This window comes from Vibrio sp. D54 (genome assembly GCF_021728075.1).
GTDB classification, from domain to species: Bacteria; Pseudomonadota; Gammaproteobacteria; order Enterobacterales; family Vibrionaceae; genus Vibrio; species Vibrio alginolyticus.
This window is the reverse complement of record NZ_JAKKCS010000006.1, coordinates 74460-88286: the sequence shown is the minus strand read 5'-3', so window position 1 is coordinate 88286 and position 13827 is coordinate 74460. Positions and strand designations below refer to the sequence as shown.

Below are 13827 nucleotides of genomic sequence, written 5' to 3'. Positions count from 1 at the left end.
TTTTTTACCTTTTTTATTAATTTGCGAGTGACTTATTTATTTGAGTTATAAAATTAGTTACTGGTGCCAAATAATAGGTACGTTGTTGCAATCATTTAGTGGATTGTTGCGAGGCGGTGTGGAAAACTCGTAAATAGATAGTGTGAAATCACCAACTTGTACTTAAGTTATTTTACGTCGAAATAAAAGTATAGATGCGTTTCGTTTAGCGCATTTAGTATTGTTTTAACAATAACTTAAGGAAGAGCGATTATGCACCTTAACAACGGCAACGCAGTGAAAAACGTGTTCACACTAAGCACACTCACCGCTTCTTGTCTTATGGCCTTCAATAGCTACGCAGCAGTTGACTGTGCCCCTCTAGAAACTTGGGAATCATCAAAAGTTTATAACGGTGGCGACCAAGTTCAGCATGAAGGTAATGCTTATAAAGCGCGTTACTGGACGCAAAACAACAATCCAGCGCAATCTGGTGAGTGGGGCGAGTGGGAAACACTTGGCGCCTGTGATGGCACTGGACCGGTTGATCCACCTCAGAATGAAGTCCCGACGGTTACTCTGACATCGCCTTCTGCGTCGGCTTCTGTGACTGCGGGTGATGTTGTTAACCTAGCTGCAGATGCGGCAGATACTGATGGGACTGTTAGCAAAGTAGAGTTCTTTGTTGATGGTGTATTAGTTGGTCAGGCAACGTCTGCGCCGTATGCTGCATCGTGGACAGCAACTGAAGGACAGCACGAGTTCTCTACCAAGGCCTATGACGATGCAGGTGCCGTTAGTACGGCAAGTGTTGTGACGTTAACTGTGGCATCAGCGCAACCTGGTAACGAAGCGCCGACAGTGGATGTCGTGCTTTCTGCGAACTCTATTGACCTGGGTGGTTCCGTAACACTGACTGCAAATGCTGCGGATGCGGATGGTACCGTTGCTAAAGTTGATTTTTATGTTGCAGGTGTACTTGCTGGCACAGCTACAGCAGCGCCATACACGCTGGATGTAACCCCTTCACAAGCTGGCTCATTAAGTGTTTATGCGAGAGCTACCGATGATGCTGGAGCAACAGCAGATTCTGCACTTGCGACGTTAACGGTAAACGGCGGCGCAGTGACATCTAATTGTCGTCCTGATGGTCTTTATCAAACAACGGGTGTAGATGTTCCTTACTGTTCTATTTATGATGAAGAAGGCCGTGAGAAAATGGGGGCTGATCACCCACGTCGTGTAATCGGCTACTTCACCAGTTGGCGATCAGGTGACGACCCACAAGCGACTTACCTTGTTAAAGACATTCCTTGGGAACAACTTACTCACATTAACTACGCGTTTGTGAGCATTGGTTCTGACGGCAAAGTAAACGTTGGCGACGTTAATGATCCTAACAACCCTGCTACAGGTAAAACTTGGCCAGGCGTTGAGGTAGATCCTGCTCTTGGTTTTAAAGGTCATTTTGGTGCACTAGCAACTTACAAGCAAAAACATGATGTTAAAACGCTAATCTCGATTGGTGGTTGGGCTGAAACGGGCGGTCACTTCGATACGAACGGCGATCGTGTAGCTGATGGTGGCTTCTACACCATGACGACGAATGCGGACGGTTCTATTAATCATGCGGGTATTGAGAAGTTCGCAACTTCTGCCGTTGAAATGATGCGTCAGTACAAGTTCGATGGCCTGGATATTGACTATGAATACCCGACGTCAATGGCTGGTGCTGGTAACCCTTACGACAAAGACTTCATGGAACCACGTCGTCAGTATTTATGGGCGTCTTACCAAGAGCTGATGAAAGTATTGCGTGAGAAACTTGATGCGGCATCCGCGCAAGATGGTATTCATTATATGCTGACTATCGCAGCACCATCTTCAGGTTACTTGCTACGTGGGATGGAAACCTTCGATGTAACTAAGTACCTAGACTACGTAAACATCATGTCTTACGACTTGCATGGGGCTTGGAATGATCACGTTGGTCATAACGCGGCTTTATTCGATACAGGTAAAGACTCTGAGCTAGCGCAGTGGAACGTATACGGCACTGCTGCATACGGTGGTATCGGTTACTTGAACACAGACTGGGCTTACCATTACTTCCGCGGTTCTATGCCAGCAGGTCGTATCAACATTGGTGTTCCTTACTACACCCGTGGTTGGCAAGGTGTTACTGGTGGCGAAAATGGCCTTTGGGGCCGAGCGGCACTACCAAACCAAGCAGAGTGCCAACCGGGCACAGGTGAAGGTGAGAAGAACAACTGTGGTCACGGCGCTATTGGTATCGACAACATGTGGCATGATACCGACCCTAAAGGAAACGAAATGGGCGCTGGTTCTAACCCAATGTGGCATGCTAAGAACCTAGAAAACGGTATTTGGGGCTCTTACGCAGCTGCTTACAGTCTCGACCCAGTCAACGATCCTTCAGATAAGTTTGTTGGTACTTATACTCGTCATTACGATAGCGTTGCTGTGGCACCTTGGTTGTGGAACGCAGAGAAGAGCGTATTCCTATCTACGGAAGATAAAGCTTCTATCGAGGTGAAAGCCGATTACGTTATCGATAAAGAGATCGGCGGTATCATGTTCTGGGAACTAGCAGGTGACTACAACTGTTACGTACTGGATGCAAATGGTAATCGTACGGCAGTAGATGCCACTGAACAAGCTTGTGCGGCGGGTAATGGTGAATACCACATGGGTAACACTATGACCAAAGCTATCTACGACAAGTTTAAGTCTGCGACGCCTTACGGTAACAAAGTAGCTACTGGTCCAACACCAACTGAAGCAGTAGACATTACTGTTAGTGTTGGCGGCTTCAAAGTTGGCGACCAAAACTACCCAATTAACCCGAAAATCACGTTTACGAACAACACTGGTCAAGCGATCCCTGGCGGTACTGAATTCCAATTCGATATCCCAGTATCTGCGCCGGACAACGCGAAAGACCAATCAGGTGGTGGTTTGAAAGTGATTGCTTCTGGACATACTCGAGCAAACAACATTGGTGGCTTAGATGGCGTAATGCACCGTGTGTCGTTCTCTCTACCAGCATGGAAAGACTTGCCAGCGGGCGGCACTTACGAGCTTGATATGGTTTACTACCTACCAATCTCTGGTCCGGCTAACTACTCAGTGATTTCTGGTGGTAAAGAGTTTGCGTTTAAGTTTGAACAGCCAGATCTACCAATTGGTGATCTCAATGCGGGCACGGGTGGTGGTACCACTGAACCAGGTACGTGTGATACGACAGGTTTAGTGACATACCCAGCTCTGCCACAAACGGATTGGGCAGGTAATCCAAGCCACGCTAACCAAGGTGATAAGATCATCCACAACGGTGTGGTTTACCAAGCGAACTGGTGGACAGCGGCTGAACCGGGTACAGATGGTAGCTGGTCAACGGTATGTAACATCTAATTATTATGGATTACTTGTTATAGCCTAATGTTTACAGGCACTTAAACAAAAGCGCACGATGATTATCGTGCGCTTTTTTGTTGTGATAGTTTGTCGTTTAATCGAATTGGTAACTTTCAGGTATGACGACAATACCTTTGTCTGAGATTTTAAATCGCTTCGCATCTTCAAGTTTGTTGATGCCAATTTGAGTATGTGGCGGAATACGAACATGTTTATCAACTATGCAGTTGACCAACTGACTTCCTTCACCAACCTCTACGTCATCAAAAATGATGGAATCGACTACCGTTGCACTGTCTTGGATGCGTACATTAGAAGAAATAATGGAGTGCTGTACCGAGCCTCCGGAATTGATGACACCGGTAGCAATGATGGAGTTAATAAAAATGCCTTCATTACCCGTGGCCGACGATACAGTACGAGCTGGTGGAAACTGCGGCTCGTAAGTACGAATCGCCCAATTGGACTGATAAAGGTTCATTGGCGGCACAGGTTCTAGTAGATCCATATTCGCTTCATAGAAGGAATCAATGGTACCCACGTCGCGCCAATAGCAATCTTTATCGACGCGCCCTTTACTGCCACAGAATTGATAGGCGTAAACGGATTCGGTATCAATCAGCTTAGGTATGATGTCTTTTCCGAAGTCATGGCTTGATGAATCGAGTTTTGAGTCTTCTTCAAGCGCTTCTTTCAAAACATCCATATCAAAGATATATATTCCCATAGAAACGAGGCTTCTGGTCGTGCTTCCTGGAAGGGTAGGAGGGGTTTCAGGTTTCTCTATAAACGAAGTAACGAGCCCGTTTTCTGCGGTGCCCATTACACCGAATTCTGAAGCATCCTCTACGGGAACATCCATACAGGCAATGGTGAGCTTAGCACCTTTCTCTTTATGCTCTTCAAGCATTGCGGCGTAGTCCATTCGATAGATATGATCGCCGGATAACACAACCACATACTTTGCATCATTTCGCGATAGCAACCACATGTTGTGATAAATCGCATCGGCGGTTCCTTCATACCATGCACCACCTTTGCGCATTTGTGGTGGAACAGCAGTAATGTACTCACCTAGCTCTGGATTGAATATCGACCAGCCGTCTCGTAAGTGTTTTTGAAGTGAATGAGATTTATATTGGGTTAAAACAAGGATCTTGCGTAAACCCGAATGTAAACAATTGGTTAGTGTGAAATCTATAATTCTATATTTTCCGCCAAAAGGTACGGCTGGCTTGGTTCTGTCATCGGTGAGTGGGCTGAGTCTAGACCCCATCCCTCCTGCTAAAATTACGGCGAGTGCGTCTTCCATAGTATTCCCTTTCCCTTTTCTGACATGCATCAAAACGGTGCTAACCTGAAGGAGGTGGTATGCAACGCAGAGGTTTTGAAAAGCATGTGCTAATGTGCTTATTAGTGAAAAGTCTACTACAAGAATCGAGCCATAGAATATCTCCTTAAAAATCAAGGAGGTTAAAATTTCACTGTAAGACAACTGCACCATATTAGTGAAGCGCTAAATAGCCCGTGCATCAAATTGGCGCAAAATTGTAGAAAGGAGAAGTCAACAAGTATAGATTTACAATGTAAAGTGGCGACAAAACAAGAAGATAAATAGGGTTTTCTAGCTTAATAACTATGGCTAAACAAGGCTTAGGGTTAGCGTCTTAACTCTAAAGGTCTAAAACAGGCGCGTTGATGTAAGGCAGGAGAGCTTTGTATCAACAATTCAAGAGTAGAAGGCCTGAGACAACTCTTTTCACAATTGTTGAGAGTGAGTGGATAGGTAAGTAGACCACTCACTCAATGAATATGCTCACTTCACAGATAGCGATACGTTATCACTGCACTAAGAGAGACCGACGATATTTCCTTCATCATCAAGATCTAAATTCATAAATGCGGGTTTATCAGGTAAGCCTGGCATCGTCATCACGGTACCAGATAATGCATAAACGAATCCTGCGCCCGCACACAAGCGCAGCTCGCGGATTGGGACGGTAAAACCAGTTGGTGCGCCTTTGACTGCGGAGTCCGTGGTTATCGATAGTGGTGTCTTCGCGATGCAAACCGCTAAGTTGTTAAAGCCTAATTGCTCAAAATGTTTGAGCTGTTCAGTCGCGATAGGAGTCATTTCTATATTGGTTGCTCCATAGCCCGCTTCACATACTGCCATGAGCTTTTCGAGTAATGATTGCTCTTTGTTGTATAACGGACAAAACTCTACAGGCGTGGTACACGCATCAATAACATGTTGAGCTAGTTCCGTTGCGCCTTGTCCGCCTTGCGAAAAAGCGGTGCTGATGGCTACTTTAACTTCGGGATTAAATTGGTGAATCAGCTCTTCAAGAGCTTTAAGCTCTTTCACACAATCTTGTGGAAACTGGTTAATGGCAACGACAGCAGGTAAACCGTATTTATGAACGTTATTTATGTGCCATTTTAAATTTTCAAACCCAGCCTCCAATGCTGCTTGGTCCGGATTAAAAATGGAATCTGGAATAGCCATACCTGGTCGTAAATCGTAGTGTCCGGAATTCGCTTTGAGGCCGCGTAATGTTGCTACGATCACTACACAGTCCGGGGCTTTGTTGGCGGCAGCAGCTTTAATGTTACACGCTTTCTCGAATCCCATATCCGAACCAAAACCGGCTTCAGTTACCGTGTAACCTGACAGTTTTAGCGCAATATCGTCCGCGATAATGGATGAATTTCCATGGGCGATGTTTGCAAATGGACCTGCATGGATCAACGTAGGAACACCTTCTAGAGTTTGCATCAGTGTTGGTGCAATCGCCTCTTTTAGTGTTACTGCCATTGCTCCTGCAACTTGTAGATCTTCCGTGGTGACCGGGTTTCCGTTCAAATCGTACGCTACGACAATTTTCCCGATACGTTGGCGTAAATCTTTTAAATCTTTGGCTAGTGCAATGATAGCCATTAACTCAGAAGCGGCTGAAATATCGAACCCTTCGTCACGCTCGAAACCATTGATGGTTTTTCCTGCATCATTGAGGCCAATTTTGACTTTACGTAGTGCACGATCATTATGGTCCATCACTCGTTTCCAAGTAATACTTGCCGTGTCGATTTTAAGTGCTCTTAACCCGGTGCGTGATTCAAAGGCATCATAACCCTCGCGTTGCTCATGGAACAAGCGAGCGTCAAGAGCGGCTGAAGCAAGGTTGTGCGCCGCTGTCACTGCGTGAATGTCACCAGTAAGGTGTAAGTTTAACTCTTCCATTGGAGCTACTTGAGAGTAACCGCCGCCCGCAGCGCCACCTTTAATACCGAAGACAGGTCCCATCGAAGGCTGCCTTATACATGCAATAACAGATTGATTAAGCTTTGCTAAACCTTGCGCCAAGCCTATCGTCGTAACGGTTTTTCCTTCGCCAAGAGGAGTCGGCGTGATCGCAGTGACGAGTACAAGTTTACCGTCATCATTTGCTTTGAGTCGTTCCAAACATTTTGGGTGGACTTTGGCTTTGTGCTTTCCGTGAGTGTCATACTCTTCGGGTGATAGTCCTACTTTTTCCGCGATAACATCAATAGAAGAAAGTGGTGTGTTTCGGCAAATTTCGATATCTGACTGCATGGAGAATCCCCAAAGTGGCACACAGGTAGCGTTGAAAAACTAACTGAGTTATAACGAGTATTATTGTGAGGCAAAGGTCTGCTTGGTGATGGTACTGTTTCGGTTAGGCTTGTAAAGAGTTTACTGCTTCGTATTGTGCGACATACTAACAAAATCTACTCGTTACAGTGCTAGATAAAAACAAAAAGGCCACCAAATGGTGACCTTGATATATTTTCAGCTTTAAAGCTGTCGTTTTAACGATCCCAATAAGTCTCTTCTAAGCTATCTTCTCGTTCAGGAAGCGCTCGCGATAGGCGAGGAGAGTGCTGCGTCAACACTTCATAGCTTACTCGGTTTGCGTATTTACAGATCTGAGAAAGCGAGGAGTAGGTTAAGCATCGTACTTCGTGCTTTTCTGAGTTAGGCACTTCTTTTTGGTGGAAAGAGTTTGCTGCCATGTCATGCAGTAAGGCTGAAAGGGCTGCATCACCTGCACCATTAGTGTTCTTAATCTCTAATGGTCCACCAAGGTAAGGGCCGATGTGAGAGTAGACCTTCATTGGGTTTTGACAGTCTTCTTTACGCATCGCACGACTAAACTCGTACTGGTTAAAGGCTTCGAGGGAGCTTTCAAGGATGTCGTGTGTGGTTTCTCGTTTTACTTTCTCGTCGGTGTAACCAGCCATGTACAGACCATTTGGTCCTGCCGTACACAGTACGAGATCAACCCATTCAAGTGCTTTATCAGCAGCAGCTAGCGGCTCTGTTTCACCTGTTAGCGCCGCACCTTCTTCTTCATTCATCGCGACAACAGAAATGTTTTCGCGAATGTATTCTTGCCACCACTGTGCGTTACCTTCGATAACGTACTTTGTCCCTAACGTAAGTACAACAGGGACATCGTGCTTCTTAGCAAAGTCGATCGCTCTTTGTACCGCTTTAGGCATTGGATCTTCTTCTTTACCACGCATTAGGTAAGAAGAAACAACCAGGGCTGATGCTTTCTCAAAGATCTCTTCAGGAATGCTTTCCGGAAGTAGTTGATTCATATGACCTTCGTTGATAGCAAATGTACGCTCACCGTCTTGAGAAATTAGGGTGTAGCAGCGACCAATAGGGCCATCTACCGTTTGTAAATGGTTAAGGTTCATGCGTGAAGACGTACGGCAAAGGTAGCGATAAGCAAAAGAACCGACTTGAATGTTCTTAGACATCACACCGAGCAAAACGGATTTGCTATCGGCTAAAACTGAGTAGTTGTGAAGAGTATTGCCAATCGTGTCACCTGGGTATTGGTGTGTGATCAGGCCTTGCTCAACCAGTTCTTCGTAAAGTGCATCTGCTTTGCTTTCTTCAAGAACGAGCGAATGTCCTTTACTCAGGTTGTATTTCTCTAAAAACGCGTCATCTACACGTGCTTCGATATCTACAATGGTTTGACCGACACCAACAATAGTTGGGCGATATAGCTTAGGTGCCTGTCGGATTTGGTTTACTAATGGATCTCGAGCGTGAGTTGGGAAGTAGTGTTTAGATTTACGCTGACCAGGAAACTTCATGCTTGTTCTTGAGTGAGAAAAAAAAGAGGCGGGATTGTATCACAAAAAAATGAAAATCGTGGCGATTTATTACAAAGAAGTCTGCTCGCTGAAAAAATCAGCGAGCTGAGTAAATAGCAACCAAAGCAGCTGCAATTTATGACGCTTGTCGTATTGCAATGGGTTGTTTTTTAAACTTGTTGCTCAGCAGCGCCCGGAAAGAGCCTGCTCCGCGCTAACTAAATTTACCCGCGTTACTTTTTCACTTCAGTTGGCTCAACGTAAGCCTTGGTACCCCAAAGTGGGACTGTCGAAAGGCTATGCTTAAAACTACCATCGGTCTCTTTTGTTGTATAAGACAAGTAGAGTAAGGTTTGGTTATCGGCATCATAAATACGGCGAACCTTCATTGTTTTGAAGAAAATGCTTTTTGACTTCTTAAATACAATTTCACCGGACTTACTCTTATCTATTTTTGCAATCATTTCCGGTGTGATTTCGCCAGTCTGACGACATGATATTGAGCTATCACTTGGATCTGCTAAGCTGAAATCCGCTTCGATAGAGGCGATGTGACATGTGACACCTGTTACTACCTCGTCTTTCAACTCACCGACTTTGATGTCTTTCAAAGTAAACCACCCGAGCCCCACGTCAGCAACATCGTTATCTGAACAACCAACTAGAGTAGTAGCAAGCAATGCACTTAACAGCATCTTTTTCATTATTTTTGTCCTTAACTAGGAAAGATATTGATGAAATCTATCAGAGGTTTGCACCTAAAACAAAATTTAGCCACGGAAAGGTCTATGTGCGCTAGGTTTGTTGCGGGCTTCATGCTAATGTACTGCTCTAAACGAAGGTATCAAGATGAATGAACAACAGTTAGCCAGTATCGAGCGTAAAAATACATGGCTGTATGATCTGGTCGAAGTTGAATTTCCGACACCAGAGAGTTTGAAAGGGCGCGATGTCTATTTCAAAACGCTAGAAAAAGCAACGTATCAAGTAGTCGACAAAGACACACTACTGGAAAGTGACTCTGAATTTAACCCCGACGATATTTTTCTGGTCGATTTTCATCGACTGACCATTATGTTCTCTATCTTGCAATCTCAGCGCTGGGAACAGCAGTATGATAAAGATATGATCATTGAATATCTGACACAGATTATCCTCACGCCAGATTTTGAATTATATGTTGGTTTTAAATCTGGAGTCCCAATTGGTGCTGCTATTGTTAGCCATCTCGAAGGAAATACACTCATCTCTGATGTTGCTGTTTCTGAATCAAAATACAAAAGCTCGTTTGTGGCTGATCTGGCTAAAAGACTAAGCACCGAGCAAAAACTGTTAGACTCAGTGGTTATCGAAAACTAACTTACACATCAATGTGCATAAAAAGTAAAGCAAGATGACGTTGGGTGATCTTGCTTAGAAAAACTGTAATTGCTCCCTTCTATTTCCATGAAATGCCAAGCTCGTCGTTTCAACAATCCCAAACTCAAATAAGATTAATCCAAACATTCTTAAAATCAGCTTGGGCTTGAGCCTTTAAGACGTCTGGAGATGGCTATGGCAATTACCAATATTAAGTGCGTGATATTTGACTGTGATGGTACGTTGGTCGACAGCGAAAGACTGTGTTGCCAAGCGCTCGTCAATGTATTTAACCAGCATGGGGCTGAGTTAACGATGGAAGAGTGCGTTTCTCACTTTAAAGGAGGAAAGCTCGCTGACATCCTTTTAGATACTAAAGAATTGAAAGATATCAAAGTCCCAATTGATGTTTTAGAGCCGCAATACCGAGAAGAAGTCCAGTCTCTTTTTGTGCGTCACTTACAGCCGATGGATGGCGCAAAACGATTAATTCAGTTTTTGGATTCGCATAATATCGAATATTGTGTGGCGTCTAATGGACCTAAAGATAAAATTGAATACGCTTTGGAGTTAACCGGTTTACTCGATGCTTTCCGAGGGAAAGTGTTCTCGGCATTCGATGCGAATAGTTGGAAGCCTGAGCCCGATTTAATCATGTACAGTGCTATGAGCATGGGCTTTTTACCAAGTGACTGTCTTTATATTGATGACACTCCTAAAGGAGTTGAGGCGGGACTAAACGCCGGTATCAAAACGGTGCAGTTATTTAATGGTGAAGCTATCAATCGTGTTGATGACGAGCGTGTAATTCGCATCCATCATTTAGATGAATTAAAAGAGCAGCTGTGTGGCTGCTCTGTTTGACCTATTAATGGCAAACCGGACTTAAGCTGTGGATGTGCTTAAGTTTAGACTGTAGGTAAGGCGTTTGATGTAGACATTGGATAGATGAGAAGTTTTTTGTATGAAATCCGCAAGCAGCGCATGTGAATTTCTCGCCATCCGATGAAATGAGATATTCATCTCCTTGGCAGAGTGGGCAATTCAGGTTCTCTATGTCTTTTGTGTCTTTGTAATTATTCATATTGTTTTCCAGCAGCAAATTGGAATTGGCAAGATCAAGCATAGCGGAACGCTTTGTTTAAGAACATTATTTCATCCGGTACAGCGAGAACTTGAGATTCACTTCAAATATCCACTTGGATGTCGTAGAAAATATCGAAGGTAATAATTGAACACGGTTTAAAGAAAAGGGCTCCTTAAGGAGCCCTTGTTGATCATAAGTTCCACAACGTTATGCGGTGCGGTAGCGTTGTAATATCTCACCAAGAGAAACGGAGGCTTGCGTGAGATTAGCGACGCCAGCGGTAGATTGCTCCGCCACTTCTCTGATTGTGCTTGATTGACTACGAATTTCTGAAAGTTCCGATGCAATATCGTTAGCAACTGCGCTTTGTTCTTCAGCAGATGTGGAAATCTGAATGCTCATGTCCATTAATGAGCGTGCTGACTCGGCAATAGAGGTAACATCATGGCCGATTTCATCAATAAGCTGGCTGCTGGTTTGAGCTTGCTGAACGGTTCGGTTGGTGATTGAAGCAATGTTCTGGCTCTCAATTTGAAGCTTCTCAATCATGGCTTGGATCTCTACTGTTGCCTGTTGAGTTCTGCTTGCTAATGTACGTACTTCATCGGCAACCACTGCAAATCCACGACCTTGTTCACCAGCACGGGCTGCTTCGATTGCTGCGTTTAGTGCCAACAGATTAGTTTGTTCTGAAATGGCGTTAATCGTTGTGATCACGTCATTAATCTGCGTCGTATTCTCGTTTAAATTGGTTACTGACGTAGAGGCTTGTTCAATATAGCTAGATAACGTCTCTATCTCGCCAATCACGTTTTGTACACGGCTTCTGCTTAGTTCGATCTTCTGGGCATCTTGGTCTGACTGCGTCGTTGCTTGTTGAGAAATACTTGATACCTCCTTTGCAGAGGCTGTCATTTCTTCCATTGCCGTCGCGACTGAATCAAGCGTTTGATATTGATGAGATATCTGGGTTTCACTCAACTGCATATCTTTTTCGAATGCAGAAGATGTCTCGCTCAACATCGTTGCATTATTTTTAACACTATTAACCAGTTCACTTAAGGTATCCATAGACTTGTCTAGCGCACAGCCGATGGTACCGAATTCATCTCGACCTGGATGGAAACCAAGACGAGAGGTTAAGTCACCGTCACCAATTTTTTCGGTTGTTGTATATAAAACCCACAGAGCTCCTCCGATAAACGTTGCCACCCAGTAAGAGAATAGGGCAAAAGGAATAACCCATAAGAAGCTGAGTAATAGTGACGATAGAGCTGATGATTTTAACGATTCGTATTGTGTGGACACATTTTGAGTCAGCTTAATCACTTCTCCAGAATGCAACTTGGCATAAGCGGTCACAGACCCATCGACAAAAGAACTCTCGCTTACGCGGTTCGATTTCGATACGCCGTCAATTTCTGTAGCGCGGTTTGATTGAGCATCAACGATACCGGAAAGCTTCGCTTCGCTCGCCGAGATGGCTTGCTGCTCAAATTGTTGTATTTCATTGAAGTAGCGGCTTCCAGCCACTGAAGTGAGGGCTACTAAAAACAGTAGGAATATAACCCACATTTTGTCGTTGATAGACATCTTGATAAACAGCCTGTCTATCGTTCTAAACTCAACTTCTCTCATTTAAAGCTCCATTAGAGATAAAAGATATTGACCAAATCTATTGCTATATCGAAACAAAATATGCGAAGTTAATCAGCAAAATATGTAACGAATACTAAATTTAGTTTAAGAAATGAGATCTAAGGACGCCTATAACAGTATGTTATATCTTTAAATTGACATGAATGTTGATAAAAGAGTCATTTCTCTAAAGTGTTAAGCGGATATGAAACTTAATTGCAATCGTTTACTTTTGATTGTGCTCATAGGTTTTCAAATCTTTACTTCTCGCTGTCATGAATGTGTCATATAAAGACTATAAAAAGGAGTTGCTGATGTGGATGTGGCAAGAGTTAGGCCGTCAGCAAGTAAAAGCAAGAGAGCTTAAAATAAAGGAGGTCACAATGAGCGACCAATACCAAAACGATGAGAGCCTAGAGCTGCTAGATGCGCTTGAAATTGGCATTATCTTGTCGGAATACGTTGGCTCAGACAACGAAGCCGAATAGCGGAACACTCTCATCTCGTCGTAATTGACGTTATACTAGGTTCATGTCACACCAAGCCCTAGAGGCCAAAACTGGCGTCGAATGAACTTTCTAGCCCATCTGCATATCGCAGATCACAGTAACAGCCATTTATTGGGAAACTTGCTTGGAGACTTCGTAAAAGGAGATCCAAGCAAGCTGTATGATCGCGATATCTCAAACGGCATCAGATTACATAGATTTGTTGACCGTATTACTGACCATCATCCAATCGTCAACGAATGTAAGCCTCATTTCACTGGTGTTGCGCGACGTTTTGCACCTATCGCTTTGGATATGTTTTGGGATCATTGCCTCGCAAAACACTGGAACGACTTTCATTCCGAGCCTCTCGAACACTTTGTCCAAACGGCATACGAGAGAGTAAACCGAGAGGTTCATGAACATTTGCCGCCACGTTTTTTGGTGCTCCACAGCAGAATGTGGCATGGCCGATGGCTTCAATCCTATCAAGATCTAGACAATATAGAATTTGCACTACATCGGATGTCGCAAAGAAGTCCTAGAATGGCAGACTTAACCACAACATTTAAAGTGATTGAAAGTGATTACACCGAATTAGAAGAGAAGTTCTCGTCACTTTATCGAGATGTTTTGCGCCAGTCGTATGATTTTCAGCAACAGCTTAATGACTCAACTCAATGAGATAGAAAAGTAGTA

At 44.0% G+C, this 13827-nt stretch carries 10 protein-coding genes; 5 read left to right on the top strand and 5 right to left on the bottom strand.

Annotated elements, in window-relative coordinates:
- Positions 1-252 precede the first annotated feature (252 nt).
- A complete protein-coding gene (locus tag L3V37_RS10490) occupies positions 253-3414 on the top strand; it encodes a glycosyl hydrolase family 18 protein (RefSeq protein ID WP_237306273.1) in 3162 nt (1053 codons plus the stop codon).
- A 97-nt stretch (positions 3415-3511) separates the two neighbouring features.
- On the opposite strand, the gene glgC is transcribed toward L3V37_RS10490, so the two are convergent.
- The 4 genes from glgC to L3V37_RS10470 form a co-directional block, all read right to left on the bottom strand.
- Entirely contained in the window at positions 3512-4729 is a 1218-nt protein-coding gene (gene glgC, locus L3V37_RS10485) for a glucose-1-phosphate adenylyltransferase (RefSeq protein WP_130545365.1), read from the bottom strand.
- 537 nt (positions 4730-5266) lie between these two features.
- Entirely contained in the window at positions 5267-7015 is a 1749-nt protein-coding gene (locus L3V37_RS10480) for a formate--tetrahydrofolate ligase (protein ID WP_005376375.1), read from the bottom strand.
- A 236-nt stretch (positions 7016-7251) separates the two neighbouring features.
- The gene (locus L3V37_RS10475) at positions 7252-8556 is read right to left on the bottom strand and encodes an inosine/guanosine kinase (RefSeq protein WP_005376376.1); all 1305 of its coding nucleotides are present in this window, start codon (positions 8554-8556) and stop codon (positions 7252-7254) included.
- 233 nt (positions 8557-8789) lie between these two features.
- Entirely contained in the window at positions 8790-9260 is a 471-nt protein-coding gene (locus L3V37_RS10470) for a CreA family protein (protein ID WP_005397614.1), read from the bottom strand.
- Between the two features lie 145 nt (positions 9261-9405).
- Here L3V37_RS10470 and L3V37_RS10465 point away from each other — a divergent pair, with 145 nt between their 5' ends.
- Together L3V37_RS10465 and L3V37_RS10460 are read left to right on the top strand one after the other, a co-directional pair.
- Positions 9406-9915: a hypothetical protein gene (locus L3V37_RS10465; protein WP_005376378.1), complete on the top strand. Its 510-nt coding sequence runs from the start codon at positions 9406-9408 to the stop codon at positions 9913-9915.
- Between the two features lie 195 nt (positions 9916-10110).
- Positions 10111-10779, top strand: a complete 669-nt coding sequence (locus tag L3V37_RS10460) for an HAD-IA family hydrolase (RefSeq protein WP_047103569.1) — start codon at positions 10111-10113, stop codon at positions 10777-10779.
- Between the two features lie 430 nt (positions 10780-11209).
- On the opposite strand, the gene L3V37_RS10455 is transcribed toward L3V37_RS10460, so the two are convergent.
- Positions 11210-12640, bottom strand: coding sequence for a methyl-accepting chemotaxis protein (locus L3V37_RS10455; RefSeq protein ID WP_005376380.1), 1431 nt, complete (start codon positions 12638-12640; stop codon positions 11210-11212).
- A 314-nt stretch (positions 12641-12954) separates the two neighbouring features.
- On the opposite strand from L3V37_RS10455, the gene L3V37_RS10450 reads away from it, so the two are divergent.
- Together L3V37_RS10450 and L3V37_RS10445 are read left to right on the top strand one after the other, a co-directional pair.
- Positions 12955-13128 (top strand): hypothetical protein, encoded by a 174-nt coding sequence (locus L3V37_RS10450; protein WP_237306272.1) that lies wholly within the window; start codon positions 12955-12957, stop codon positions 13126-13128.
- Between the two features lie 81 nt (positions 13129-13209).
- Entirely contained in the window at positions 13210-13812 is a 603-nt protein-coding gene (locus tag L3V37_RS10445; RefSeq protein WP_171344622.1) for an ACP phosphodiesterase, read from the top strand.
- Positions 13813-13827: the final 15 nt, after the last annotated feature.